This is a genomic window from Natronorubrum halobium (genome assembly GCF_051351675.1).
Taxonomy (GTDB): Archaea; Halobacteriota; Halobacteria; order Halobacteriales; family Natrialbaceae; genus Natronorubrum.
The window spans coordinates 2,446,741-2,472,442 of the sequence record NZ_CP195595.1; the positions used below are offsets into that span (position 1 = coordinate 2,446,741).

Here is a 25,702-nt window from a genome sequence, read left to right on the forward strand (position 1 = left end):
ATTTAATCGACACCGACACGCAGTGAGGACTGCGGGTTTCAGCCCACTTATGGGCGTCGCCACCCTGCCCCCGAACGGGTGCCATCAGATGTCCGATCTCCCGGACGACTTCGACTGTACGATCACTACCTGGAAGTATATCTACGGCCTGTGTCGCGACGTCAGCGACGAGGTTCGCGAGGACGCGTTCGAACCCGACGTCGTCGTCGCGCTCGCCCGCGGCGGCTGGTTCGCGGGGCGGTGTCTCTGTGACTTCCTCGGACTGGACGACCTGACGAGCCTGAAGATGGAACACTACGTCGGGACCGCCGAGAAGAGCGGCGAACCCACCGTCCGTTACCCCATGCCCGAGGGCAGCGTCGAAGGGAAGGACGTCCTCATCATCGACGATATCGCCGACACCGGCGGCTCCATCGAACGGGCCTACGAGTACGTCGCGGAGCGGGACGCCGGCGAGGTCCGAACCGCGACGCTCCAGTTGCTCGGAACCAGCGAGTACCAACCCGACTACGTCGGCGAACACTTGGACGAGTGGACCTGGATCGTCTACCCCTGGAACTTCATCGAGGACATGGTCGATCTCATCTCCAGCGTCATGGCGCAAGCCGAGCAGGACTCGTTCACGCAGGAGGAGATCCGCTACTATCTCTCGGAGTTCCACAACATCGAGCGGATCGAAATGGAGATCGCTCAGCCGGACCGCATTCCGGAAGTATTGAACGAGATGGAGCGGCGCGACGTCCTCGAGTCCGCCGGACCGGGCGAGTGGATGCTCGTCAGCGACTGAGCGGCCGGTAACTGCCGGCGGACGGGCTGTCGCCGCATCGGTCGCGATTCTCGAGCGTCGCTCGAAGCCGCACGGAGCTTACGACGAACCGAGCGAGGGCGGGACCTCGAAGGCGACGACTTCGTGGCGCGTCTCTCGGTGGTGATCGGTGCCGATCGCCGTCGCGCTATCGCGCCCGTCGGCCGTGTGTTCGAACGAGCAGCTCTCGCACGTCACCAGATACTGCTTCGGTCCGTCGTCCCGATCGGTTGACTCCCTGTTCGTGAGCATACGCCCACATACACCACCACCTTGCTTGAGGGATTTTCCAAACAGATTTGGATTGAAGGAAAAACGGTACGTGTCTCCTACTGAGAGGTTCAGCTGGTATCTCGATCCTTGCTGGCGGTTACGACACGGTTCCGAACGGACAGATAACGTACCGGACGCGTTCGTTACTCGGCGACCGATTCGGCATCGCTCGAGTCGGGTGGCCCCGCCCTCGAATCCGTCCCTTCGTCGTCACTCTCGTCGAGCAGCGACTCCTTCCACGTGCCGCGCGTGAACCACGCGACGGCCGCGAGCGCGCCGACGATATCGCCGATGACGACGCCGGTCCAGATCCCCGTCGTCCCCCAATCGGCGACGAAGATCAGGTAGTAGGTGACCGGCACGCGAACGATCCAGAGGCCGAGGACGGCGAAGGCGAGTGCCGTCTTCGTATTCCCGGCTCCGCGGAACGCGCCCTGAACGACCTGCATGACGCCCATGAAGACGAACGCGAACGCGGCGAACCGGAGGTAGGTGACGCCGTGAGCGAGCGTCTCGGCTCGGCCCGCCTCCTCGGCCGTGAGGAACACCGCGACGAACGGCTCCGGGAAGAGGAACGCGAGCGCGCCGGCGACGAACATGATCCCCGCGACCACGCCCGAGGCGATCCACGTCGCCTTCGCCGCCCGGTCGGCCCTGCCGGCGCCGAGGTTCTGGCCGACGATCGAGTCTGTCGCCTGTCCCACCCCCATCGCCGGTAAGAACGCGAGCGAGATCAGCCGGTTGCCCAGTCCGTAGGCCGCGACGACCGCCGGCGGGAAGGTGACGACCATCGCCGTCATCGCGACCAGCGCCAGCGCCGTCATCGACTGCTCTATCGCCGTCGGGACGCCCAGCCGGGTGATCTTGGAGACGTACTCGAGGCGCGGGCGGAGGTGTTCGATCCTGATATCCGGACCGACGTCCGTGTAGTACAGCAGGTAGAACCCGATCAGCGTCGCGATCCCTCGAGAGACGACGGTCGCGACGGCGGCCCCGGCGATCTCGAGGCGGGGGAGCGGCCCGACGCCGAAGATGAGCAGGGGGTCGAGGACGAGGTTGATGACGACGCTGATGACCATGACGCGCATCGGCGCGCGGGTGTTGCCGTAGCCCCGCATGAGCGCGGCGAAGACGAAGAAGCCGAAGACGAAGGGGACTCCGAGGAAGAAGATCTGGAGGTAATCGGCCGCCAGCGGGAGGATTGCCGCCTCGGTGGCGCTGTCGGCGGGCAAGATATCGAGCATCGGCTGCGTCGCGAAGTATCCGACGATGCCGAGGACGATCGCGACCAGCGAGATGAACGAGATCGTCTGGCCGGCGATCAGCCCGCCCTCACCGCTCTCGGCACCCGTGTGCTGGGCGATCAGGATCGCGCCGGCCGTCGTGAAGCCGGCGCCGACCGCGATCACCAGAAAGAGCAGCGGAAAAGCGAGGCTCACCGCACCGACGGCGTCGGGCGAGAGCGCGCCGAGCCAGAAGGTGTCGCCGACGTTGTAGGCGACCTGCAGGAGCTGGATGACCACGAGCGGCCACGCCAGCCTGAACATCGGCCGGACGAGCGACCCCTCCGTGAGGTTACTTTCGTCCAGCGACTCGCCGGAAGACATACTACCAGCGTATCGCTCGACTTACTTGTTTTCTCGTGAGGTGTGATATCGCCAACCACTCCCGGCGACTACTCGTCGTCGAACGCTCGCGCAACCTCGAGCGCCGTCGTGTCGTCGTGCAGATCGACGCGGCGGACGATGTCGGTTCCGGGCTCCGCATCGTGTTGCTGGCCGTGTGCGGTGTCACCGGCCGGATCTGCCCCTTTCCTCGGGTTCGCCGACTCGTCGTCTCCGCCGACGGTCGATCCGGGGACCGACTCGCGGTCCTCCTCCGGTTCGGAGTCGCTCGCTCCGTTCGGATCGACGTCGAGACAGTCCGGACAGAAATCGTTGTCTCCCCAGGCGAGCGTGTGAACCGGCACCCCGAGAACGACGAACTGACGCGCGTAGCGGCGGTGGGTTCCGTCGTCGATCGCCGTCTCACAGCGAACGCACCGGCGCGGGTCCGCCTCGAACCGCTCGTCTTCGAACCGGTACTCGATCCCGAACGTGTGGGCCGGATACAGCGGGAGTCCCTGGAGCGTCCAGAGGACGAACACCGTCCCGAAGAAGAGCGCCATCGAGAGCCAGACTGCGGCGCTCGAGTCGACGAGGAAGAGCGGACCGGCGAGCGATCCCGCGAGAACTCCGATCGGGAGTACCCGCCGGATGAGCGCGAACGTCTCGACGCGGACGCGAAACGCCGCGTCGTCCGGACGCGCGTCAGTTGGCCTGGACATCGACCCGACGTTCGAACGGTGTTCGGTAAACGTTTGTGGCAGTTCCGCAGTCGGTCGGTCCACGACCGCCCGTCAGTTCCGCCTCCGCTCGAGTCAGTCCGCAACCGCTTCGGTCGCTTCCGTCTCGATCGCCGCGTCCTGCACCCAGAGGTCGCCGAACAGTTCGTCCTGCTGGAGGCGGACCCGGCCCCGGTGGGCGAGAAAGAGGAGGGCCAGATAGGTCATCACGCGGGTCCCGCCGATGCCGTCGATTTCGGCGTACAGCACCTCCTCGCGGCCCCGTTCGTACTGGGACTCGAGTTCCGCCTCGACGTCGTCGATGACGGCCTCGATGTCCTCCTCGTGGGTCGTGTGCGTGACGTCGTCGCTCGTCGGCTCGTCGTCCACCCGGAAGTCGTCGCCCGAGTGGTAGTTCAGCTCCTGCATCCCGCGGTCGTAGCCCCGCGGCGAGTCGCTCGTGTCGTAGGTCCGGGACTCCTTCCACCAGGTGCCGCGTTCGGCCCCGCGCAGTTCCCGCACCAGTTCGTCGAGCGTCTCCGGCTTCCCGCGGGCCTGCTTGCGCTCGAGGCGGCGTTCCATCTCCGCCTCGAGGCCCTCGACGGGGTCGAAACCGGGCGGGCCGCCGTCGGCGTCGGGGTCGCCGCCGTCCATCGGCCCCTCGTCCGCGAAGGGCGCCTCCCACGGCGGGAGTTCGTCCTCCTCGGGTTCGTCCGGGGCGAACAGCTCGTCGCTTTTCATCCGCAGGAGGACGCTCGCGTAGAACAGCGCCCGACCCGAGGTCCGCAGGTCGGCGTCGTCCAGCGCCTCGAGGAACTTGTCCGTCACCGCGACGATGTCGATGTCCCAGGGATCGATCTCGCCGTTCTTGGCGAGCTGGACCAGGAGTTCGACGGGTTCGACTTCGTCTTCGTCGTCTTCCGCGTCGCCATCGTCTCCCGTCGTGATGTCCCCGGCTTCGGAGAACTCGAGGACCGATTCCTCGGAGTCCGGCGCTCGGTGATCGGTGCTCGAGTCCGATGGTTGATCCGACGACTCGCCCGGCGGCTCGCCGTCTCCCGGTTCTCTCCGGTCGCCGTTCGACCGTTCGGAGCCGCCTGACGGCGGCTCCCTATCCTCGTGGCCGGCGATGTTCAGCGGAATGTCGTCCTTCCCGCCGTCCGTATAGAACTCGTCGTCGCGCCGTTCGCTTCGCTCACGGTTCGCTTCGCTCTCCGGTCGCGTATTCGAGGACCCCTTCGTCGCCTCCGGCTCCTCGGGCTCCTCGCTAGTCACTCGCCGGCACCTCCTCGCCCTCGTCGGACCCGTCGCTCAGGTCGATGCCGGTCACCGCGCTGACGTTGTCCTGTTGCATCGTGACGCCGATGGCCCGCTCGGAGCGATCGAGCATGGCGCTGCGGTGGGAGACGACGACGAACTGCGCCTTCTCGGAGAGTTCGTCGACCATCTCGCCGATCCGGTCGGCGTTGACGGCGTCGAGGAACGCGTCGACCTCGTCGAGCGCGTAGAACGGGGCCGGGTTGTGCCGCTGGATGGCGAAGATAAAGGCGAGCGCCGTCAGGGACTTCTCGCCGCCGGACATCGCGTCGAGCCGCTGAATCGGCTTGTCGCCCGGCTGGGCCTTCATCGTCAGCCCGCCGTCGAACGGATCGGCCTCGTTCTCGAGGTGGAGCGTCCCGGTCCCCTCCGAGAGTTTCTCGAAGATTTCCGTGAACTGCTCGGCGATCTCGTCGTAGGAGTCCATGAACGTCCGCTTCTTTTGGGTCTCGTACTGCTCGATCCGGTCGCGGATCCCCTCGGCCTCCTCGACCAGCGTCGCCTTCGCGTCCTCGAGTTCCTCGAGATCGCTCCGGACGTCGTCGTACTCGTCGATCGCGAGCATGTTCACCGGCTCCATCGCCTCCATATCCGCGGTCAGGTACTCGATCATCTCGAGAACCGTCTCGTGGTCCGGCACGTCCTCGGGGTCGTAGTCCCCGACCTCGCTCTCGAGGCTCTCGATCTCCCACTCGAGGTCGCCGACCCGGCTTCGGGTGTTCTCGAGTTTGCTCTCGACGGCGTTGACCCGATCCTGTTGCTGGTCGCGTTTCGTCCGCGCGTCTGAGAGTTCCTCTTTGAGGTCGCCGCGCTCGTCTTTCAACTCGGCGAGTTCGTCCTCGAGGTCCGCGACGGCCTCGCGTTTCGCCTCGAGTCCCTCCCGGTTCTCCTCGATGGCTGCCTCGTACTCCTCGATCCGGTCTTCGTGCTCGGCTTTGCGGTTCTGTGCCGTCTCGATGTCGTCGTGGAGGTCCTCGATGGCGTCCTCGGCGTACTCCTTCTCGAGGCTCAGTTCGTTGAGTTTGCTGTCGAGATCCGATATGCGGTCCTCGCGCTCGTCGATTCCGGCCTCGAGTTCATCGATCTGTGCGGTGAGTTCGGGGATCTTCGAGTCGGCGAGTTCGGTCTCGAGATCGTCGATATCGGCCTCGATCGCCTCGACTGCGGCGGTCTTCTCCTCGATCTCGCTCGAGATTTCGGTCATCCGCTCGTCGACGGAGTCGCGTTCGTCCTCGAGCTCCGCGAGGTCGTCCTCGAGCGTCTCGATCTCCGTTTCGATGGAGTCGCGTTTCGCCTCGAGGTTCTCGAGTTTGCTCTCGATCGAGCGCACCTCGTCGGCCGCGTCGGTCTTGCGGTCGCGAGCGTTGTCGAGTCGCTCCTCGACGCCGCGCAGTTCCTCGCGCAGCTCCTCGCGTTCCTCCTGTAGTTCCGTGATCTGTTTCGCGACGCGCTCGAGTTGGCCCTCGCCGCCGCCGGTAAAGGAGTAGCGCGAGCCGCCCCCGGAACCGCCGGTCATCGCGCCGCTCTTCTCGACGAGGTCGCCGTCGAGGGTGACCATCCGGTAGTCGCCCATGTACGAACGGGCGGTCTCTAGGTCCTCGACGACCAGCGTGTCGCCGAGCACGTAGGAGAAGACGCCGCTGTACTGCCCGTCGAACTCGACCAGGTTGTACGCGAAGTCGACGACGCCGGGATCGCTCGGCGCGTTGGGCAGCCGACGCTGGTTCATGTCCGTCATCGGCAGGAACGTCGCTCGGCCCGCGTTGCGCGACTTGAGGTGGTCGATACACTGCTGGCCGATGACGTCGTCGTCGACGACCACGTTCGCGAGTCGGCCACCCGCCGCGGTCTCGCAGGCCACGGCGTACTCGCCGGCCACGGTACCCAGCTGAGCGACTGCGCCGTGGACGCCGTTGATGCCCGCGTTGAGGATCGTCGTCACCGCGCGGCCGAACGAGGAGTCGCCGCTCTCGCCCGCGTTGGCCTCGAGTTCGGCGTACTCCTGCTGTTTCGCCTGGATATCGTCGTCGACGTCGTCGACGTCCGACTGGATGCGTCGCTTCTCGCCCTTGAGGTCGTCGACGACGCCCGCGATGTTCTCGCGGTTCTTCTCGGCCTTCTCGAGTTCCCGCTCGAGTTCCGAGCGCTTGCTCTCGATCTCGGGAATCTCCTCGCGGCGCTCCTCGATCGTCTCTTCTTTCTCGCTGATCTCGTTCGAGCGCCGGCGCGCCTCGTCCAACAGCCGATCCTGCTCTCGCTGGAGGTCGTTTTTGGCCGTTTTGGCCTCCTCGAGATCGTCCTTGCGGTCGGCCAGATCGGCTTTCAGCTCGTCGAACTCGGTGTCGACGGCGTCGATCTCGGCCTCGAGTTCGTCGCGTTCGGTCTCGCGCTCCTGGATCTCGCTCGTGATCGAGGCCTTCTCGAGTTTGTGTTCGCGCATCTCGTCGTCGAGCTCCTCGATCCGCTCTTGCTTGCGGTCGATCTGGACGAACGCCTCGCGGCGGTTCGACTCGGCCTCCTCGATCGCCTCCTCGCTGGATTCGATCTTGTCCTCGAGCCGGGAGATCTCGCCTTTGATCTCCTCGATCTCGCTCTTGATCCGGAGCTGTTCGTCCTCGCCCTTGCGTTCGATCTCGGCGTTCAAGTCCTCGAGGTCCTCCTGCAGGCGAACGACTTTGCCTTCCCGTTCGTCGAGTTCGCGCTGGAGGTCCGCGAGGTCCTCGGCGAGTCCCTCCGCCTTCGACTCGGCGGACTCGAGGTCCGCGCGCTTCTCCTCGAGTTCGCTGGCCTTCTTGTAGCCCTCGTACTCCTCCTTCTCGCGGCGCAGCCGGCGGTATCGCAACGCTTCGCGCCGCTCGTCTTCGAGCTGGGCGAGCCGGTCGCGTTTCTCCTCGATGCGCAACTCGGCCTCGTCAATGCGCTCTTCGACGACCTCGAGCTCCGCGAAGGCGTCCTCCTTCTTCGCGTCGAACTCCGCGACGCCGGCGATCTCGTCGATGATCTCCCGGCGCGCGTGGGGGGTCATGTTGATGATTTCGGTGACGTCGCCCTGCATGACGACGTTGTAGCCTTCGGGGGTGACGCCGGCCTGTGCGAGCAGGTCCTGGATGTCGGAGAGGTTGACCGAGCGGTCGTTGAGGTAGTAGTAGGAGTAGTAGTTGTCCTCGGTCTCCTTGACCCGCCGGCGGATGCGAATCTCGTCGATGTCGCCGACGTCTTCGCTACCGGCGGCGTTGACGACCTGCGTCCGCTCGAGCGTGTGATCGGAGTTGTCTAAAATCACTTCGACGGTGGCCTCGCGCGGGCCGCCGGAGTCGTTGCCGTCCTCGTGACCGGGGTTGTAGATGAGATCGGTCAGTTTCTCGGCGCGGATCCCGCGCGTACGAGCCAGTCCGAGCGCGAAGAGGACGGCGTCGATGATGTTCGATTTCCCGGAACCGTTCGGTCCCGTGACGACCGTGAAGTCCTCGTAGAAGGGGATCTTCGTCTTTCGGCCGAAGCTCTTGAAATTGTCCAGAACGAGTGCCTTGATATACATTCTCTTCTCGAGCCCTCCGTCCCTACCGGGGATCGTGGCTGGTGTCGTTGCGAGGTCGGCTGCCGTCGATATCGTCGACGGTCGACCGCTGTCGCGACGTCGCCACGCAGTTATGCGACAATAATGTCGTCGCTACCTGAGTCTTCCGCTTCGTCCTGAGCCGCGGCCTCCTCGCCGTCGGCATCGGCCGCGGCTTCCGCGACCTCGTCGGGTGCCGCTTCCTGCGTCACGTCGCCTTCCGGGGCTTCTTCCTCGCCGCCGCGTCGGTTGGGCACGCGGGTCGGCGACTCGGTATCGAGTTCGGCCTCGAGCACGCGAATTCGCTCTTTGGATTCGATGAGTTCGTCCGTCAGCCCCTCTACCGTCGACTCGAGTTCTGCAACCGTCGATTCGAGTTCCTCGACGCGATTTTTCGACATATCTCCTAGCGGTCGGTCTGGCCACATAAACGTACGTCAGACAAAATTAATTTGTCTGGTACGTTCCAGTCGGCTACAGAGCACTGCATCGCCCGATAGTCACTCCTGCTCGGACCGGCGGAGAGGATGGGTGAGGCGGTTAGTTGTCGTCTTCGCGCCACTTGTGCTCGCACTCCGAGCAGATGAAAAAGCGCGTCTCGCTCTCGTCGGCCGACCGAATCTGTTGCATGTACCAGTGGGCGCGATCGTGGCCGCACTCGGGACAGCGGGCGTCCGTCTCCGGCAGGGAGGTCTCGCCGGAGGACTCGATGACCTCGCCCGCCTCCTGGTCGTCCGTCACGATGTACTCGTCGGCGTCACCTTTCGGCTTCGTAAAGCCGCAGCTACCGCACTCCCAGCGCCCGTCGTTGGCTTTCATCATCGAACCGCATTCGTCGCAAAATTCCATTAGTATCCGGGCTACATCGGCCGAGAGACTTAAACGACCCGTTTGGAGTCATCGGCGGGAACGATCCGAACGCACTCCGGCGGGAACGAGCCGAACGCGATCGGGAGCGGGACCGTGAGCGCGAGCGGACGAATCCGCCGCAGCGCTCGAGCGTCGACCGGTGCGGTAATCGCTCTCAGAACGCCGGACGGAAATCCGATTTTTATATACCCAGTCGTGATACCTTCGGGCATGTTTGGAACGAGCGGTATTCGTGGGGCGGTGGGCGAGGAAGTAACGGCCGAGTTGGCGCTCGCCGTCGGCCGTGCGCTGGCGTCCGAGGGGTACGAACGCGTCGTCGTCGGCCGCGACGTCCGCGAGAGCGGAACGATGCTGGTCGACGCACTCACGGCCGGGATCCGGGAGTGTGGCGGCGACGTTATCGAGATCGGGATCGCCCCGACGCCGACCGTCGCCCGCGGCGTCGACTGGCTCGACGCCGACGCCGGCGTCGTGATCACCGCCTCGCACAACCCGAAGACCGACAACGGGATCAAACTCTGGTCGCCCGCCGGCCAGGCGTTCGACACCGACCGCCGCGCGGCGATCACGGATCGAGTCGAAAACGAGCGCTACGACCTCGAGCGCTGGGACGGTCTCGGCGACCGACACGGGCACGAGGGGCTGCTCGAGCGACACGCCGAGACGATCACGGACACCGTCGACGACCTCTCGGGACTCGACGTCGTGGTCGACGTCGGCAACGGGGCCGGCAGCGTCACGGCCGAGGCGCTGGTCGAACTCGGCTGCGAGGTGCGAACGCTGAACGCCCAGCAGGACGGTCGGTTCCCGGGCCGACCCAGCGAGCCCAACGAGGAGACGCTCGAGGACCTCCAGCGACTGGTCGGCGCGACGGACGCGGACCTCGGCGTCGCCCACGACGGCGACGGCGACCGGATGGTCGCGGTGGACGAACGCGGCGAGTTCGTCCCGAAGGACCTCCTGCTCGCGCTGTTCGCCCGCGAGGAAGCCGGTGACGGGGACCGGGTCGCCGCGCCGGTGGACACGAGCCTCGCCGTGGACGACGCACTGGCGGCCGTTGGCGCCTCGGTGACGCGAACGGCCGTCGGCGACGTCTACGTCGCGGAGCGGGCGACCGAACCCGACGTCGTCTTCGGCGGCGAACCCAGCGGCGCGTGGATCTGGCCCGACGAGACCCTCTGCCCGGACGGCCCGCTCGCGGCCTGCAAACTCGCCGCGATGGCCGAGCGAGCGGGCTCGCTCGGCGACCTGATCGACGACCTCGAGACCTATCCGATCCGGCGGACCTCCATCGAAGTGGCGGACAAGGCGGCCGTTATGGAGCGCGTCGAGGCAACGGTTCGCGAACGCGACCTCGAGGTCGACGCGCTCGACGGCGTTCGGATCGAACACGGCGACGGCTGGACGCTCGTTCGCCCCAGCGGGACCGAATCCGTCGTCCGGATCACGGCCGAGGCGCGCGACCCGGACCGCGCCGAGGAACTGTTCGAAGACGCTCGCGGGATCGTCCTCGAGGCGGCCGAGGGTGACGAGTCGACCGGAGCTACTGAGACGCCGTCCGCCGAGTAGCTCGCGGTCCCGAACCGACCGACTATCGCTCGCCGGCCATCGCCGAAAAGAGCCGCTCTTCGAACTCGGGCTTGCTGATCCCGTCCGAGGGACCGATCCCGTTCATGTGATCGACGGACACCTGGCCGCCGCCCATCCGGGCGTGGCCGCCCGCGTTGGCCATCGGGATGTCGCTGATCGCGTGTCGCAGGGTCTCGCCCATGTGGACCCGGTCGTCCCGCGAGCGACCCGAGAGGTGGATCGTGCTGTCGTTCTGGCCGTAGACGACGACCGCCGTGACGCCCTCGAGATGCATGAGTTCGTCCGCGGCCTGCGGGATCGCGTCGGTGTTCGAGAGCTTACCGACGTCACAGACGGCGAAGGGGCCCTCGACGCGTTTCTCGGTGATGGCCGTCGCCTTGACCTGCAGGACGTCGTCGCTGACCTGCGGGTTGGCGATCCGATCGAGTAGGTCCTCGTCGATACCCGAAAACAGCGAGGCGCAGGCGTCGAACTCCGCCCGCGAACAGCCGTTCGTCAGCTGATTCGTGTCCGACTGGATACCGTACAGGAGACCCGTGGCGAGCTCTTCGGAAACCTCGAAGCCCCTGCCGTCTTCGCCCTCCATCGTCGCCCCGAGTTCGTCGAGATACTCGACGACGATCGTCGACGCGGCACCGTACTCGGTACGAACGTCGGTAAACTCCGTTCCCGCACCGTTGCCGGGATGGTGGTCGACGACCGCGACCGGTTCGACGGTCTGGGACCCGGCGAAGCCGCGCGGGGTGTTGTGATCGACGAGAACGACCGCGTCGGCGGCGAGTTGCGAACTCGCTTCGATCGACTCGAGGTCCAGGTTGAGGACGGTCCGGAACGCGCGGTTTTCCTGATGGCGGATCTCGCCGGCGTACTGCAGCGTCGTCTCGGTCTCGACGGCCTCGGCGATCCGAGCGATCCCCATCGCACAGGACATGGCGTCCGGATCCGGGTTCGGATGCATCAACACCGCTACGTCGTCGTATTTCGCCAGCAGGCGCTGGAGACGGGCACCGGGCGGCCGACGAAACCAGCGCACGACCCACCAGCCACCGACGACGGCGGCGACGGTCGCGAGGACGAGCAAGGAGAGCACCAGCGGCTCGAGGGACTGTAGTTCGTCGACGACGGTCTCGACCAGCAGCGCGTCGGCCTCGAGAAACGCGCTGCTGATCGAGAGGTCCCGGTCGCTCATACCCGACAATCAAATCGAACCCCCAAGAAATTTCCCCCTCACTCGACAGTTTTCAGTCACTAGCCGCTCGTATCGTCGCGGTATGGCCCTCAACGGCGACGGTAGGCCTCGATCGCGTCCCGATACCCCTCCCGATACGTCGGGTACGCGAACTCGTAGCCCAGCGCTCGCAGTTTTTCGTTGGAGCAGCGTTTACTGGTCAGGATGCGGCGCTTCCCGGCCGCGGAGATGTCCGCGTCCTCGAGTCGCTCGGCTTTCGTTTGCTTCGGCGGGTATTCGAGGCCGCACTTCTCGGCCAGCCAGTCGGCGAACTCCCACTTGTGGGCGGGTTCGTCGTCGACGACCTGGACCACCTCGCCGCGGGCGCGGTCCTCCTCGAGGAGGTAGCGGATGGCCCCGGCCGCGTCGTCGCGGTGGACCATGTTCAGGTAGCCCTCGGTGACCGGCCCCTCGAGGTAGCGCTCGAGGCGGTAGCGGCCGGGGCCGTAGAGGCCGGCGTAGCGCGCGACGGTGCCCTCGAAGCCGTACTCGGGGGGCACCTCGAGGGCGATCCGCTCGGCCTCGGCGAGCACGTCGGTCTTTTCGGTCGTCGGATCGATCGCGGTCCCTTCGTCGACCCAGTCGCCGTCGTGGTCGCCGTGGACGCCCGTCGAGGAGGTGTATACTAGCCGCTCGGGGCTGTGCTCGCGCTCGCCGAACTGTTCGATGGCCGTCCGCAGCCCGTCGACGTAGACCTCGCGGGCCGCGTCCGCACCTCGGCCGCCGCTGCTGGCCGCGAAGACGATGGCGTCGACGTCGGGGACGGCCCCGAGATCTTCGGGATCGGTGACGTCCGCCTGGACGGCCTCGAACCCGGTCTCTTCGATCTCCGCGACACCCTCGTCGGAGCGGCGGACGCCGATCGCGTCGTGACCGCGCTCGGTGAGTTGGCGGCCCAACTCGAGGCCGACGTGACCACAGCCCAGGATTGCAACGTGCATAGCGTCTCTCGTGGGCGGACGTACATAATTTCCGCGCTCGAGACGAAAACGGATACCCCGCGACGGCTACGACTGCTTCTCCGTCGCAGTTGCGAGGGGGGCGGGTACCGACGAGATCCTCACGATTCGGGTGTGGCTCGAGATGGCCGTGCTATCTCGGCATCACGAGAGACGACGTCTCTCGAACGACAACGAGACGCACGCGTCTCGTCATGCCCCTTCGGGGCGGGGAGAATGTCAAGGGGCGCCGTCGGCGATCACGTACTGGATGTGGACGAACTCCTCGAGCGACATCGGGGCGCGCTGCTCGAGTTTCTGCTGGACCTCCTTCGCGTCCAGTTCGATCTCGAGTTCGCTCTCGATCGCGTCGACGTCGAGGACGGCCGTCGACATGCCCAACAGGAGGTGTTCGCAGGCGATGGTCACCATCTCGTCGGGCTCTGGTTCGCCGTCCTCGAGCGACTGTATCTGGGCCGCTTCCGGGAGCGTGAGCGCGGGCGACTCGGACTCGAGGAGCGCTTCCGCGGTCTCCCGGTCGACGTCCGTCCGCTCGGCGACGGCGTCGACACCGTGCTGGTCGACGACGGCCCGCAGATCGTCCTCGTACTCGTCGCGGAGGTCGGCGGGCGAGTCGGGGACGGTCATCCGCTGGTCGTAGAACATACGCGACGAAACGGGCATCCCGCTGAAAGGTATTATCATACGCGCCGACCCGCCCGTGTACGGTCGCGGGCCGATACGTTCGTTCTCGGACCGGTCCGTTCGTCCGCGCTCGATGTAATTGTCCACCGGAACGTTCAATTACCCGTGCTTACATGAAATCCGTATGAAAGTTGCCCTGATCGGCGTTGGTCAGGCCGGTGGCAAGGTCACTGAACGGCTCACCCGCTTCGACGCGGAGATGGGTTACGGAGCCGTCCAGGGCGCACTGGCCGTCAACTCCGCGGAACCGGACCTCCAGTCCCTCGAGTTCGCCGATACGCTGTTGATCGGCGCGGACCGCGTCAACGGTCACGGCGTCGGCGGCGACAACGAACTCGGCACCGAAGTCATGCAGTCGGACATCCAGCAAGTGCTGGGCGCGCTCGACGGTCGCGTCACCTCGAGCGCCGAGGCGATCTTCGTCGTCGCTGGCCTCGGCGGCGGCACCGGCAGCGGCGGCGCGCCGGTTCTCGTCCACCACCTCCAGCAGGTCTACGACGTTCCCGTCTACGCGCTCGGCGTCCTCCCGGGGCGCAACGAGGGCGCGCTCTACCAGGCCAACGCGGGCCGGTCCCTGAAGACGATCGTCCGCGAGGCCGACTCGACGCTGCTCATCGACAACGACGCCTGGCACGAACAGGGCGAGAGCGTGGAAGGCGCGTTCGACACCATCAACGGCAAGATCGCCCAGCGTGTCGGCTTGCTCTTCGCCTCCGGCGAGGCCGTCGAGGGCGTTGGGGAAAGCGTGGTCGACTCGAGCGAGGTCATCAACACCCTCCGTTCGGGCGGCGTCTCCGTGCTGGGCTACGCCTCGGAGGTCGCGAGCGAGGACAGCGGCGAGAACATCCGGACCGCGATGAGCGTCTCGCGACAGGCTCTGCTGACGGGAACCAGCCTCCCAGATGCGACGACTGCCGATTCGGCACTGCTGGTCATCGCCGGCGAACCCGAACGGATCCCGCGGAAGGGGGTCGAACGCGCGCGCCGCTGGCTCGAGGACGAGACCGGTAGCATGCAGGTCCGCGGCGGTGACTTCCCGCTCGACAGCGACCGACTCGGGGCGCTGGTCCTGCTCGGCGGGGCCGAACGCTCCGATCGAGTTCAGGAGTTCATGAATCGCGCACGCGAGGCGAACCGGGCCCAGGAACGCGAAGAAGAGCGATCCGATCCCGCGGAGCAGTTCGCGGACGACCGCCTCGAGAACCTCTTCTAGCTTCCGCCGAAACGTCGGAAGGGCTTTTTCGTTCGGGTTCCGTGACTGTGCCAATGAATGTCGAGTGGACTGGTGGTGTCGTCGAGCGAGAGGACGACGGCGGCCCGCCGACGGTGGAGGAGTGGCGGTCGATCGCCGTCCCCGAATCGCGGGCGGCGTTCGCGGACGCGACGAAACCGATCGCCTACCGAACGACGGTCGCGGATCCGCGCGCCGACGAGACCGAGCGCGCGCTGCTGGAACTTCGCGGGAGCGCCGCTCGAGTCGAGGTCTGGTTGAACGGAGCCAAGATCGGTGACTGCCACCCGTTCGTCGGTCCGTTTCGGACCACGTTCGATCCCCGACCGGAGAACGAACTGGTCGTCGTCTGTGAGCGAGCGAACTCGCTGGCCGGTGGTGCGACCGTCGACACGATGGACGACGGCCCGACCGCGGACACGACTGACGACGGACCGAGCGCACGCGCCACGCCGGGCGTCCGGTGGGAGGTCGACGTCGAGGCCCGGCCGCAGCGGTTCTGCCGGACCCTCGAGGCGCGGCCCCGATTCACCGACGACGGGGGCGTCATCGACGTCGAGTGCGAGATCGACGCCGGCGAGGCGATCGACAACGCGATCACGTTCTCGCTGCGGCCGGAGGGCTTCCGCGGGAGCGCGGCGATGCAACGCGTGCCGGTACGGGCGGCCGCGGGCGAGCGAGTGACGGTGTCCGACACCCTCGAGATCCGGGAGCCGTCGCTGTGGTGGCCGCGGGGGTACGGGCCCCAGCACCGGTATACGGTGCAGGCGAAACTCGGTGGCGATACGATCGCGAAGACGGTCGGCTTCTGCGACGTCGAACGCGACGGTGAGGACGTCCTGGTGAACGGACGGCCGGTTCGTCTCCGCGGGTTTACGCGGCTGCCGGGCGGGGATCCGGTCGCGGACGTCGAACGCGCCGCCGCCGCGAACGCGACGCTCGTGCGCGCTCGAGCGCACGTGCCGTCGGAGTCGCTCTACGCGGCCTGTGACGAGGCCGGACTCCTCGTCTGGCAGGACGTCGCGGGAGTCGAACCGAACGGAGGAGCCTCGGCCGACCGCGCCGGAGCGCTCGCAGCGACGCTCGAGGAGCGGTACGCCCACCATCCCAGTCTCGGAATCTACGGCGTTTCCGACGAGTCGGACGGTCCGTTCGACGGATTGTACGGGAGGGGGTTCCTGACGAAATGCCGATTCCGCTATCGGGCGTGGCGAGCGGACGCCGATCGCGATACGGCCGAATCGGTCGCCGAAACGGTTGGGAAGCGCATCGCGGAACCGGCGGCTGCCGAGTCGGTCGATCGATCGGTGCCGGAACGGCGTCCCGTTATCTCGAGTACGGGTCCGCCGGGGACCGATCCCGACGCGACGCGCCTCTCTCCCGGCTGGGAGTACCTCGCGGCCGCGGATCTCGAGTGGCTGCTCGAGCGCGATCCCTCGCTGGGGCGGCTCGTCGCAGGCTTCGACGCGGGATCGCTGGCTGCGGAGGACGTCGACGCCGCCGAGATTCCGGGGCTCGATGCGGGGATCCTCGAGCGGCGAGTCGGAACCGACGCCGGTCTCGAGGAGAGCCGGGCGTATCAGGCGCAAACGTTGAAGACGGTCGCGGAGACGCTTCGTCGCCACGAGTCGGGGCTGCTGACAGGGCCCCCGCTTCGCGACGCGGCTGCCGGCGGCGGGATGGGTGTCCTGACCAGCGACGGCGACGAGAAGCCGGCGTATCGCGGACTCGCTCGGTCGTTCGAGCCGGTTCAGGCGGTTCTCGACGGGCCGCCGGTTTCCGGGTCCGTCGGGATCACGCTCTGTAACGACACGCACGACGGCCTCGAGGTGACCGTCGCCTGGGCGGCCGGCGACAACGCGGGTGAGACGACGGTCGACGTCGCCCCCCTCGAGACGACGGCCGCTGGAACGGCCGACATTCCCGGGACGGCGAGCCGAATCGAACTGACAGTCCGGGTCGGTGATCGGCGGGTTCGTAACCGGTATCGTTTATAAGCAGCCCGCATACCATGTTACAGGCCGACACAGTCCGTGGAGGCCCCTGCTAACGGTTTTCAGGGGTTACCCTACCGGTACATTTAAATTGGAGGCGCCAGTAGGTATGGCTACCAGAACGCCACCGGGGCGCGTATCGCTCGACGATCGATGACAGGAAATCTTATTCACCGAGGTTTCGCAGATCCTGAGCGAACGCTGTACACGGTCACTCGTCTCTCACCTACGACACACACCCGACCGCCGGGTATGGGTCGTACTCGAGGCAGTCGACCGGCGCTCCGGTGCGGGTATGGCACAGAGGTTTGACTAACACATGGTAGACGAATCGAAAAACATCGAACTGACAGAGGACGACCTAGAGAACAAATCGAAAGGGCAGCTCATCAAGATGGCCGGGCAGCTGCGAGACCGGCGAAACGAGCTGAACCAGATGGCCTCCGACCGGGCTTCCAAACGCGACGATCTCAACGCCAAGACGCGCGAGAAAGTGGACGAAGCCCAGGAACACCGCGAACAGCGCGACGAGCTCAACGAGCAGGTCCAGGAGCACAAGGACAAACGCAACGAGCTCAACGCCGAGGCCAACGAGCTGTTCGACAAGGTCGAGAAGCTCAAATCGGACATGGAGCTCGACGAGGGCAAGGATCTCGAGGAGCTCGAAGAGGAGATCGAGCAACTCGAGTTCAAACAGCAGACCGAAGTCCTCTCGAGCGAGGAGGAGAAGGAGCTCATCGAGAAGATCGAGGGCAAACGCGAGGAGTACGAGGAGCGAAAGGGGAAACTCGACCAGAACGAGGACCTCGAGGAGCTCGTCGAGGAAGCCGAGGAAGTGCGATCGGAAGCCTCCCAGCACCACCAGAAGGTGACGGAGCTCGCCGACAAGGCCCAGGAACACCACAACCAGATGATCGAGGCCTATCGCGAGGCCGACGACATCCGTGACGAGGCCGACGACATGCACGAGTCCTTCGTCGAGGCCCAGGAGGCCGCCGACCAGCACCACGAGGACTTCGTCCGCGTCCAGAAGCGCCTGCGCGAACTCGACAAGGAAGAAGAGCAGGAGCGAAAGTCCGAGCGCGACAAGAAGAAAGAGGAGGCCAAGGAGGAGGCCGAGGAGATTTACCAGAAGTTCAAGGAAGGCGAAACCCTCGACACCGAGGACCTGATGAAGCTCCAGAAGACGGGACTGCTCTAGGTCGATCTCGTCTACCGGCACGATTGCCGTTTTGTTCTCTTTCGTTTCTAGACCGGACGGCGTCTCGAGACAGGACGCGTAGTCGTCGCTGTGTCGAACCGCCGAACCTGGCGGTCGGGTCTCGAGATCGGGAATCGGGACGAAGCGATGGCTGTACCCCTGGCGCTAACACATCCGTTCGACGTACTGTTTGTAACCTGAGTGTTTTCACACTGTGTGAACGGAGTGAGCTATTTTGTGCGCTCGCGTTATCGACGTGATATATCAGGATCATGGAAACGAATACGCATCGTTCGACGAAGGGTACGGCGAACCGGGAACTGCTCACCGAGTTTTATGCCGGCTTTAACCACTTCGTTACGAACCGTGATGGACGAGCGGACGTGGCCGCGGCGCTGGCCGACGACGTCAGCTGGACGGCGATGACGAGCGGCGGGCAGACGGAACGAACCTATACGGGTATCGACGACGTCGTCGAAAACGCCGCCGCGACACCCCGTGAGGGGGCGGATCACCTGCAAGCGCTTCCGGAGCGGTTCACGGAGGCGGGTGAAACCGTCGTAGTAGAGGGAGCATACGTCGGGACGGCCGACGGAACCCCGTTCGATATCGCGTTCGTCCACGTCTACGAACTCGAAGACGAAACGATCCAGCGGTGTCGGGCGTACACCGACACCGCACTCGAGCGACGGACGTTCGCTCACTAACACCGTGTCCGTGACACAACACGCGAATTCCGACCACCGATCCGAAGTATCCACCTCATACCGATGACAGTCGATCAGCATTCATCAAGCATGCAACGAGACAAAACTGACGCAGGTGTCCTCGTCCCCGGCATCGATGCACCGAGCACCGTGGCCTGTCTGCGGTCGCTCCGGCCGCGCGGCGTCCATACCGTCGTCGCCTCCGACTCGACGGCGACGCCAGCGGCCGCCTCGAAGTACTGTGACGAGTTCGTCCGCGTGCCGGATCCGACCGACGACATCGCTGCGTACGGTGACGCGTTGCTCGAACTCGCCGAACGGTCGGACATTCGAACGATTATCCCGGTCCGAGAGGAGGACGTGTACGTGCTCGCCGACCGGAAGAACGCGTTCGCGGAGGTCGTCGACACCAACTGGCCCGATTTCGAGACGCTGCGACAGGTCCAGGACCGCGTCGAACTCTTCGCCGCCGCCGACGCGGCCGGCGTCGCCGTTCCCGAAACGGCGTTACTCGACCAGTGGGACGACTGGGACAGCGAGACGATCGTGAAGCCGCGGTATACGGTCGCCGCAGCCGGCTATCTCGGGGATGACTCCGGGCGAGTCGAAATCGGCTCGACGGAGTACCAGACGCCCGGCTCGCCGCCGGATCCGCAGGCCGCCGTCGAACGACGCGGCCACATGCCGCTCGTGCAGGAACGGATCTCCGATTCGCGGGAGTTCGGCTTCTTCGCCCTCTACGACGAGGGCGAAGCGGTCGCCACCTTCCAGCACTGCCAGCGCCGCGGCTGGGAGTACTGCGGTGGTCCGAGCGCCTACCGAGAGGCCGTCTACGATCCCGAACTCGAGAGCGCCGGCCGGGACCTGCTCGACGAACTCGAGTGGCACGGACTCGCGATGGTCGAGTTCCTGCGCGACACCGACGACGAGGAGTACAAACTCATGGAGATCAATCCGCGATTCTGGTCGTCGCTCCCGTTTTCCGTCACTGCGGGTGCGGACTTTCCGTACTACTACTGGCAGCAGGCAACCGGCAAGCGAATCGAATCGGACGCGACGTACGAGCCCGGAACCGGCGGCCACCTGCTGCGGGGCGAGCTCAGCTACCTCCACAGCGTCGCGACCGAGGAGTACCCTATGGTCGAACGACCGTCGTTCGCCGGGGCACTGCGCGACGTCGCGACGTCGCTCGTGCGCGAGCCGCGTTTCGATTACGCGGTCGCCGACGATCCGGCGCCGTTCTTCCAGGACGGACTGAACCTCGTTCAGGCGTGGCGAGCGAGCCAGTCGAGATCAGATCCGCGCGACGAGAACCTCGAGGACGACGACTCGACACTGGCCGTCGACGACGGCTCACGGGACCCGGAGGAGTCGGAGCCCCCCTCCGCGGAGCCCCACGGGGCACCGCCGTCGCAGGCCTCACAGCATCTCGACGACTGAGAGGGTCGGTTGTAACTGGTTACCGGAACACCGCGAGACGGTTCGCGGTTGCGCCGGAAATGACGTCCAACCGGCCCTATGACACTGTCCGAACGAACGACGGACAGTTCTTTTCTCACGGATACAGTAGGTAGAGGAACACGGCGTAGCCGACGACGAGACCCGCCCCGTCGAGTCGCGTGAGTCGACGGCCGTAGCCCATCATCGCGACCAACACGATCGTAAAGACGACCAGCACCGGGAGCTCGAGCCGTAGCGTACTCGTCGCGATGTCGATCGGGGTGATCAGCGCGACGATGCCGAGGACGGCGAGGATGTTGTAGATGTTCGAGCCGACGACGTTGCCGATGGCGAACTCGGTCTCGCCGCGGAGGGCGCCGACGACCGAGGCCGCCAGTTCCGGCAGCGAGGTGCCGAGTGCGAGCACGGTGAGCCCGATAAAGAGGTCCGAAAAGCCGAACGCCGAGAGCAGGCCGGTGCCACCCGAGACCAACCAGCGCGAGCCGACGACGAGCGCGATCAGGCCGCCGACGACGAGCGCGACGTCCCGGAGTGCGATTCCCTCGCCGGCGTCGGGATCGTCGGCCATCGGTGCCGGGTCGGCGTTGACGTAGTAGACCAGATACGCCGTGAACCCGGCGAGAACGAGGAGCAAGATCGTGCCCTCGAGCCGACCGATCGTCCCGTTGGCGCCGAGGACGACCAGCAGGACGGCCGCGAACATCATGAACGGGACGTGCCGGCGCATGACGATCGGACTGATTCGGAGTGGTTTGATGAGCGCGGCGAGGCCGAGCACCAGCCCGATGTTGGCGATGTTCGAGCCGATGACGGCCCCGAGTCCGATGTCGGTCGAGACGTTCAGTGCGCCGATGGTCGAGACGAACAGTTCGGGTGCGGTCGTCGCGAACGCGATCACCGTCACGCCGACGGTCGCCGCTCGGAGCCCGATCCCCAGTGCGAGCCGTCCGGCACCGGCGACGAGCAACTCGGCACCGCCGTACAGCGCGACGACGCCGGCAGCGAGGAGAACGAGGTAGAGCGGAATACCGGAGAGCATGGCGGCGGCTACACGCGAACAGCGTAAAAGCGGTCCGAAACCGAGTGCGTTCGCCCGGCTATTGGTCGGCGATTCGCGCCCGCGATCACCGGACGATCGTCACCGGAACGGGTGCCCGACGGACGACGCGCTCGGCGACGTCATCAGAACGCAACGCGTTCTGATTGGCTCGAAAATCTGGCGGGTTTTCGAACGCTACCGAGCAAGGGGAATCGCCTTCGCGAAGTCACACCCATTATATCCCCGCCGGATCGACTGTCCGGTATGGCTATGGACGTCTTCGGGTTGCTCGGCAACCCGGTCGGTCACTCGCTGTCGCCGCCGATGCACGAAGCGGCCTACGACGAACTCGGTCTCGAGGCGCGGTACGTCACCTTCGAGCCCGACCCCGAGGACATCGCGGCCGCAATCGACGGGGCCGAGGCGCTCGGGATCACGGGCCTCAACGTGACGATCCCGTTCAAACGAGATGTCCTCGACTGCGTCGCAGCCGACGAACTGGCGTCCCGGATCGGCGCGGTCAACACGGTCGATTTCACCGGCGAGCGACCGACGGGCCACAACACCGACGCGGTCGGCGCGCTGCGTGCCCTGCGCGACCACGACGTGACCCTCGAGGACGCACGCGCGGTCGTCGTCGGCGCGGGCGGTGCCGGGCGAGCGATCGCGTTCGGCCTCGCCGACGCTGGCGCGACGGTCGAGATCGCCAACCGGACCGAGTCGACGGCCCACGAGCTCGCCGCGGACGTGCCGAACGCGACGGGACACAGCCTCGAGGAGGACGAACTCGCCGATCTGCTCGCGGAGGCCGACGTGCTGGTCAACGCCACCAGCGTCGGGATGGAAGAAGACGCAACGCCGGTACCCGCCGAGGCGCTCCACGGGGAACTGGCCGTGCTGGACGCGGTCTACCGGCCCCTCGAGACGCGACTCCTCCGAGAGGCGGCCGAGGTGGGTGCGACGACCGTCGACGGCGCGTGGATGTTGCTCTACCAGGGTGTCGAGGCGCTCGAGCTGTGGACGGGGCGGGACGCACCGGTCGACGCGATGAACGAGACGCTTCGCAAACACCTCTGAGGCCGCCGAATCGGCCCGGTATCGAGCCGGTGGAGGATCGTATCAGGCGAATTTAAGTGATGGAACCAACTATATCGGCACAATGGCAATCCTCCAGAAGTTGAAATCGCTGCTGGGGTTCGGTGATTCGGACCCGGAGCGAGGGCGCAGTCGAGAGGTCGGGGTAACGGTCGAACGGGAAGGGGCGCAGGAGGACAGTGTCGAATCCGAATCGACCGAGACGGAGTCGGAACCGACCGTACCGTCGAGTCCCGCCGACGCGTCGGAGACCGAATCCGCCGACGACGGCGATGTGGACGCTACCGCCGACGAATCGGCCGCCGCCGACACGACCGCCGCGGCGTCGACTGACTCCATGACTGAGTCGACCGACGAACCCGAGGAAGCGGCCGAGCCCGCGGAGGCGGCCGGCCCGTCTTCTGCAGACGCGACGCCGACGGACGAGAAAACACCTGACATCTCCGAGGACGGGGTGCCGGTCGAGGAGGCCGAACCGGAAGAACTGGCCGAAGACATCGAGTCCGAGGAGTCGGCCGACGAAGGCGAAGCCGCACCCGACGCCGTCGAAGACGAAGCCGAGCCCGACGCCGACGAAGTCGAATCGGAAACGGATGACGGAGACGAGACGGACGCGGAACCGGAATCCGAGACGGAACCGGAACCCGAGACGGAACCGGAACCGGACGAGCCGGCGGACGACGCGGCCAGTCGGGAACCGGTCGATTCGATCAAGGGGATCGGTCCCGCCTACGCCGACCGCCTCGCGAGCGCGGGTGTCGAGACCGTCGCCGACCTCGCCAGCGCGGACGCGGCCGAACTGTCCGGCCAGACCGACATCTCCGAGAAGCGCCTGCAGGGCTGGATCGACCGCGCGGAAGTCCGATAACGACTCGCCGGCCGATTCATCGTTCCGTTCTCCACTCTCGCGATTCGTTGCTTCGCACGTCGTTTTTGCCGGTCAGTTCCCGTCACGGCACGGTCCGGATTCCTTCGCCGAACCGCAAGAAGATTAGGCTCCCGGCCCCTCTCGAGGCACATGAGCGATCCGCGCGTCGTCACCTCGCTCGAGTCGTTTCGAGCCGCCCTCGGCGATCGGCTCGAGCACAGCGCTCCAGCAGCCGCTGACGCGACGACGCACACCAGCGGACTCCGCGTTCCCGTCGAGCTCCGGGTCGCCGTCGACGATCCGTTTCTCGCCTACCGTCGAGCGCGTGCTCCCGAGAGTCGCGGCGGCGTCTTCCTCGAGACGACCGGCGGCCAGCCCGGCTGGGGCTACTTCGGCGTCGACCCCGTCGACCGGCTGACGGTCGGTGCCGACGCGGTCATGCGACCACGAGCCGACGACGGCTCCCCCACGCTCGCGGTGCTCGAAGCGCTCCTCGAGCGGGACGAACTGGTCCGCGGCGACTGCGACGTGCCCTACCCCTGCGGAGCGATCGGCTGGCTCTCCTACGACGTCGTCCGCGAGCTCGAAGCGCTCCCCGAATCGGCCGACGACGACCGCGGCCTCCCGCGACTCGAGGTCGGGGTCTACGACCGTCTGGCCGCCTGGGAGGCACCCGCCGACGACTCGGCCGAGGGAGTGACGCTGCGCGTGACCGCCTGTCCGCGGCTCGCGGTCGACGGCGGTGGCGAGACGGCTGCTCCCGCCGACGAGAGTATCGAAGCGGCCTACGAACGCGGCCGCGAGCGCGCGCTCGAACTCGCGCGGGCCGCACTCGAGGGCGATCCGACCATCGGCGAGCCGTCGGTCGCGACGCCGAAGGCGACGTTCGAGAGCGACTGCGGCCGGGAAGCGTTCGCGGATCGCGTCCGGCAGGTCAAGCAATACATTCGCGACGGCGACACCTTTCAGGCGAACATCTCCCAGCGGCTGGTCGCCCCCGCCGCGGTTCACCCCGTCGCGGCCTACGATGCGCTCCGGCGGGTGAATCCGGCCCCCTACTCGGGGCTACTCGAGTTGCGCGCGGCCGATCTGGTGAGCGCCAGCCCCGAACTGCTCCTCGAGCGGGGGGAGCCACGCTCCTCGAGTTCCTCTCGCGACGGCGATTTCGTTCGGACGGAGCCCATCGCGGGCACGCGACCGCGCGGGGAGACGGCCGCGGAAGACGCGGCACTCGAGGAGGACCTGCGCACCGACGAGAAGGAGCGCGCCGAGCACGCGATGCTGGTCGATCTCGAGCGAAACGATCTGGGAAAGGTCAGCGAGTACGGCTCCGTCGAGGTCGACGAGTACCGCCGGATCGACCGCTACTCCGAGGTGATGCACCTCGTCTCGAACGTGACGGGCCGCCTTCGATCGGACGAGACGCTGGCCGACGCGCTCGCCGCGGTGTTTCCCGGCGGGACGATCACGGGCGCACCGAAGCCGCGGACGATGGAGATCATCGACGAACTCGAGTCGACCCGGCGCGGCCCCTACACGGGCAGCGTCGGCATATTCGGCTTCGACGGACGGGCGACGCTCAACATCGTCATTCGGACGCTGGTCCGTCACGCCGAGGAGTACCACCTGCGCGTCGGCGCGGGCATCGTCCACGACTCGGATCCCGGACGCGAGTACGACGAGACGCTGGACAAAGCTCGCGCGCTGATCACCGCCGTCGACGAGGCGCTCGGCGAGCGGGCGGGGATGGCGCTCGAGACCGGCGGAGGTGAGGAGCGTGAGTGACGCGACGACCGATGGGAGCCGAATCCTCGTCGTGGACAACTACGACTCCTTCGCGTACAACCTCGTCCAGTACGTCGCCGAAGCGATCGCTTCGGCGGGCCCTGCGACGCCGTCGCAGGACGTCGGCGAGGTCGCAGAGCAGATCGTCGTTCGGCGCAACGACGAGATCGATATCTCGGACCTCGAGCGGATCGATCCGACCGGCATCGTCGTCTCGCCGGGTCCGGGGACGCCGGCGGAGGCGGGGATCTCGATTCCGCTGTTCGCCGAGACCGAGTACCCGATTCTCGGCGTCTGTCTGGGCCATCAGGCGCTCTGTGCGGCCAACGGCGCGCCGGTCGTCCACGCACCGCACGTCGTCCACGGCAAGCCCTCGACGGTGAGCCACGACGGGAACGGACTCTTTGCGGAACTGCCGGAGACCTTCCAGGTCGGACGCTATCACTCGCTGGCGGTCGACCGCGAGGACCTCCCCGACGAACTCCTCGAGACGGCCCGGACGACCGACGAACGCGGCGTGCTGATGGCAGTTCGACACCGCGAGAAGCCCCATATCGGCGTCCAGTTCCACCCCGAGAGCATCCTCACGCGCAGTCACGGCGGGGCCGCGGACGGGGACGGCATCTCGCTCGCGGTCGGCAAGCGGATGATCGCGAACTTCTGCCGATTCGCCGCGGAAACCGAGGCGAACGCTGCGAACAGCGAGGTGTGAGCGT

General features: G+C 66.4%; 22 protein-coding genes. 11 read left to right on the forward strand and 11 right to left on the reverse strand.

The window, feature by feature from the left end; genetic code table 11:
* Nucleotides 1–88: 88 nt before the first annotated feature.
* Nucleotides 89–787 carry a phosphoribosyltransferase gene (locus ACSFC7_RS12125; protein ID WP_436343020.1) on the forward strand — a complete coding sequence of 233 codons (699 nt, stop codon included), beginning with the start codon at nt 89–91 and terminating at the stop codon, nt 785–787.
* 78 nt (nt 788–865) lie between these two features.
* Here ACSFC7_RS12125 and ACSFC7_RS12130 read toward each other — a convergent pair whose 3' ends face one another.
* From ACSFC7_RS12130 to ACSFC7_RS12160, 7 genes are all read right to left on the reverse strand, one after another.
* The gene (locus ACSFC7_RS12130) at nt 866–1,057 is read right to left on the reverse strand and encodes a hypothetical protein (RefSeq protein ID WP_436343021.1); all 192 of its coding nucleotides are present in this window, start codon (nt 1,055–1,057) and stop codon (nt 866–868) included.
* Between the two features lie 164 nt (nt 1,058–1,221).
* A complete protein-coding gene (locus tag ACSFC7_RS12135; protein ID WP_436343022.1) occupies nt 1,222–2,685 on the reverse strand; it encodes an MATE family efflux transporter in 1,464 nt (487 codons plus the stop codon).
* A gap of 68 nt (nt 2,686–2,753) precedes the next feature.
* A complete protein-coding gene (locus tag ACSFC7_RS12140; protein WP_436343023.1) occupies nt 2,754–3,404 on the reverse strand; it encodes a hypothetical protein in 651 nt (216 codons plus the stop codon).
* Nucleotides 3,405–3,497: 93 nt separating this feature from the next.
* Nucleotides 3,498–4,676: a segregation/condensation protein A gene (locus ACSFC7_RS12145; protein WP_436343024.1), complete on the reverse strand. Its 1,179-nt coding sequence runs from the start codon at nt 4,674–4,676 to the stop codon at nt 3,498–3,500.
* On the reverse strand, nt 4,669–8,256 hold the full coding sequence (gene smc / locus ACSFC7_RS12150; RefSeq protein WP_436343025.1) for a chromosome segregation protein SMC: 3,588 nt from the start codon (nt 8,254–8,256) through the stop codon (nt 4,669–4,671). The genes ACSFC7_RS12145 and smc overlap by 8 nt, the downstream gene beginning before the upstream one ends.
* Before the next feature lie 110 nt (nt 8,257–8,366).
* Nucleotides 8,367–8,675: a DUF7518 family protein gene (locus tag ACSFC7_RS12155; protein WP_436343026.1), complete on the reverse strand. Its 309-nt coding sequence runs from the start codon at nt 8,673–8,675 to the stop codon at nt 8,367–8,369.
* 139 nt (nt 8,676–8,814) lie between these two features.
* The gene (locus ACSFC7_RS12160; RefSeq protein WP_436343027.1) at nt 8,815–9,123 is read right to left on the reverse strand and encodes a transcription factor S; all 309 of its coding nucleotides are present in this window, start codon (nt 9,121–9,123) and stop codon (nt 8,815–8,817) included.
* Nucleotides 9,124–9,354: 231 nt separating this feature from the next.
* Between ACSFC7_RS12160 and glmM the strand changes: the two genes are divergently transcribed.
* Complete coding sequence (gene glmM / locus ACSFC7_RS12165) at nt 9,355–10,713, forward strand: phosphoglucosamine mutase (protein ID WP_436343028.1); 1,359 nt, start codon at nt 9,355–9,357, stop codon at nt 10,711–10,713.
* Between the two features lie 22 nt (nt 10,714–10,735).
* On the opposite strand, the gene ACSFC7_RS12170 is transcribed toward glmM, so the two are convergent.
* From ACSFC7_RS12170 to ACSFC7_RS12180, 3 genes are all read right to left on the reverse strand, one after another.
* On the reverse strand, nt 10,736–11,923 hold the full coding sequence (locus ACSFC7_RS12170) for a DHH family phosphoesterase (RefSeq protein WP_436343029.1): 1,188 nt from the start codon (nt 11,921–11,923) through the stop codon (nt 10,736–10,738).
* An 89-nt stretch (nt 11,924–12,012) separates the two neighbouring features.
* Nucleotides 12,013–12,903: an SDR family oxidoreductase gene (locus tag ACSFC7_RS12175; protein ID WP_436343030.1), complete on the reverse strand. Its 891-nt coding sequence runs from the start codon at nt 12,901–12,903 to the stop codon at nt 12,013–12,015.
* A gap of 237 nt (nt 12,904–13,140) precedes the next feature.
* Nucleotides 13,141–13,566, reverse strand: a complete 426-nt coding sequence (locus tag ACSFC7_RS12180; protein WP_436343031.1) for a DUF5791 family protein — start codon at nt 13,564–13,566, stop codon at nt 13,141–13,143.
* Nucleotides 13,567–13,729: 163 nt separating this feature from the next.
* Here ACSFC7_RS12180 and ACSFC7_RS12185 point away from each other — a divergent pair, with 163 nt between their 5' ends.
* From ACSFC7_RS12185 to ACSFC7_RS12205, 5 genes are all read left to right on the forward strand, one after another.
* On the forward strand, nt 13,730–14,818 hold the full coding sequence (locus tag ACSFC7_RS12185) for a tubulin/FtsZ family protein (protein ID WP_436343032.1): 1,089 nt from the start codon (nt 13,730–13,732) through the stop codon (nt 14,816–14,818).
* Between the two features lie 53 nt (nt 14,819–14,871).
* Nucleotides 14,872–16,833: a glycoside hydrolase family 2 gene (locus ACSFC7_RS12190; RefSeq protein ID WP_436343033.1), complete on the forward strand. Its 1,962-nt coding sequence runs from the start codon at nt 14,872–14,874 to the stop codon at nt 16,831–16,833.
* A gap of 316 nt (nt 16,834–17,149) precedes the next feature.
* Nucleotides 17,150–18,031, forward strand: coding sequence for a coiled-coil protein (locus tag ACSFC7_RS12195; RefSeq protein WP_436343034.1), 882 nt, complete (start codon nt 17,150–17,152; stop codon nt 18,029–18,031).
* A 272-nt stretch (nt 18,032–18,303) separates the two neighbouring features.
* The gene (locus ACSFC7_RS12200; protein WP_436343035.1) at nt 18,304–18,738 is read left to right on the forward strand and encodes a nuclear transport factor 2 family protein; all 435 of its coding nucleotides are present in this window, start codon (nt 18,304–18,306) and stop codon (nt 18,736–18,738) included.
* Between the two features lie 90 nt (nt 18,739–18,828).
* Nucleotides 18,829–20,178 carry an ATP-grasp domain-containing protein gene (locus tag ACSFC7_RS12205; RefSeq protein ID WP_436343036.1) on the forward strand — a complete coding sequence of 450 codons (1,350 nt, stop codon included), beginning with the start codon at nt 18,829–18,831 and terminating at the stop codon, nt 20,176–20,178.
* 115 nt (nt 20,179–20,293) lie between these two features.
* Here ACSFC7_RS12205 and ACSFC7_RS12210 read toward each other — a convergent pair whose 3' ends face one another.
* Complete coding sequence (locus ACSFC7_RS12210; RefSeq protein ID WP_436343037.1) at nt 20,294–21,238, reverse strand: calcium/sodium antiporter; 945 nt, start codon at nt 21,236–21,238, stop codon at nt 20,294–20,296.
* A 270-nt stretch (nt 21,239–21,508) separates the two neighbouring features.
* Here ACSFC7_RS12210 and ACSFC7_RS12215 point away from each other — a divergent pair, with 270 nt between their 5' ends.
* From ACSFC7_RS12215 to ACSFC7_RS12230, 4 genes are all read left to right on the forward strand, one after another.
* Nucleotides 21,509–22,315: a shikimate dehydrogenase gene (locus ACSFC7_RS12215; RefSeq protein ID WP_436347952.1), complete on the forward strand. Its 807-nt coding sequence runs from the start codon at nt 21,509–21,511 to the stop codon at nt 22,313–22,315.
* An 82-nt stretch (nt 22,316–22,397) separates the two neighbouring features.
* A complete protein-coding gene (locus ACSFC7_RS12220) occupies nt 22,398–23,201 on the forward strand; it encodes a helix-hairpin-helix domain-containing protein (RefSeq protein WP_436343038.1) in 804 nt (267 codons plus the stop codon).
* A gap of 150 nt (nt 23,202–23,351) precedes the next feature.
* On the forward strand, nt 23,352–24,986 hold the full coding sequence (locus tag ACSFC7_RS12225) for an anthranilate synthase component I family protein (protein WP_436343039.1): 1,635 nt from the start codon (nt 23,352–23,354) through the stop codon (nt 24,984–24,986).
* A complete protein-coding gene (locus tag ACSFC7_RS12230) occupies nt 24,979–25,698 on the forward strand; it encodes an anthranilate synthase component II (protein ID WP_436343040.1) in 720 nt (239 codons plus the stop codon). Before ACSFC7_RS12225 ends, ACSFC7_RS12230 begins: the two co-directional genes overlap by 8 nt.
* The last annotated feature ends 4 nt before the right edge of the window (nt 25,699–25,702 follow it).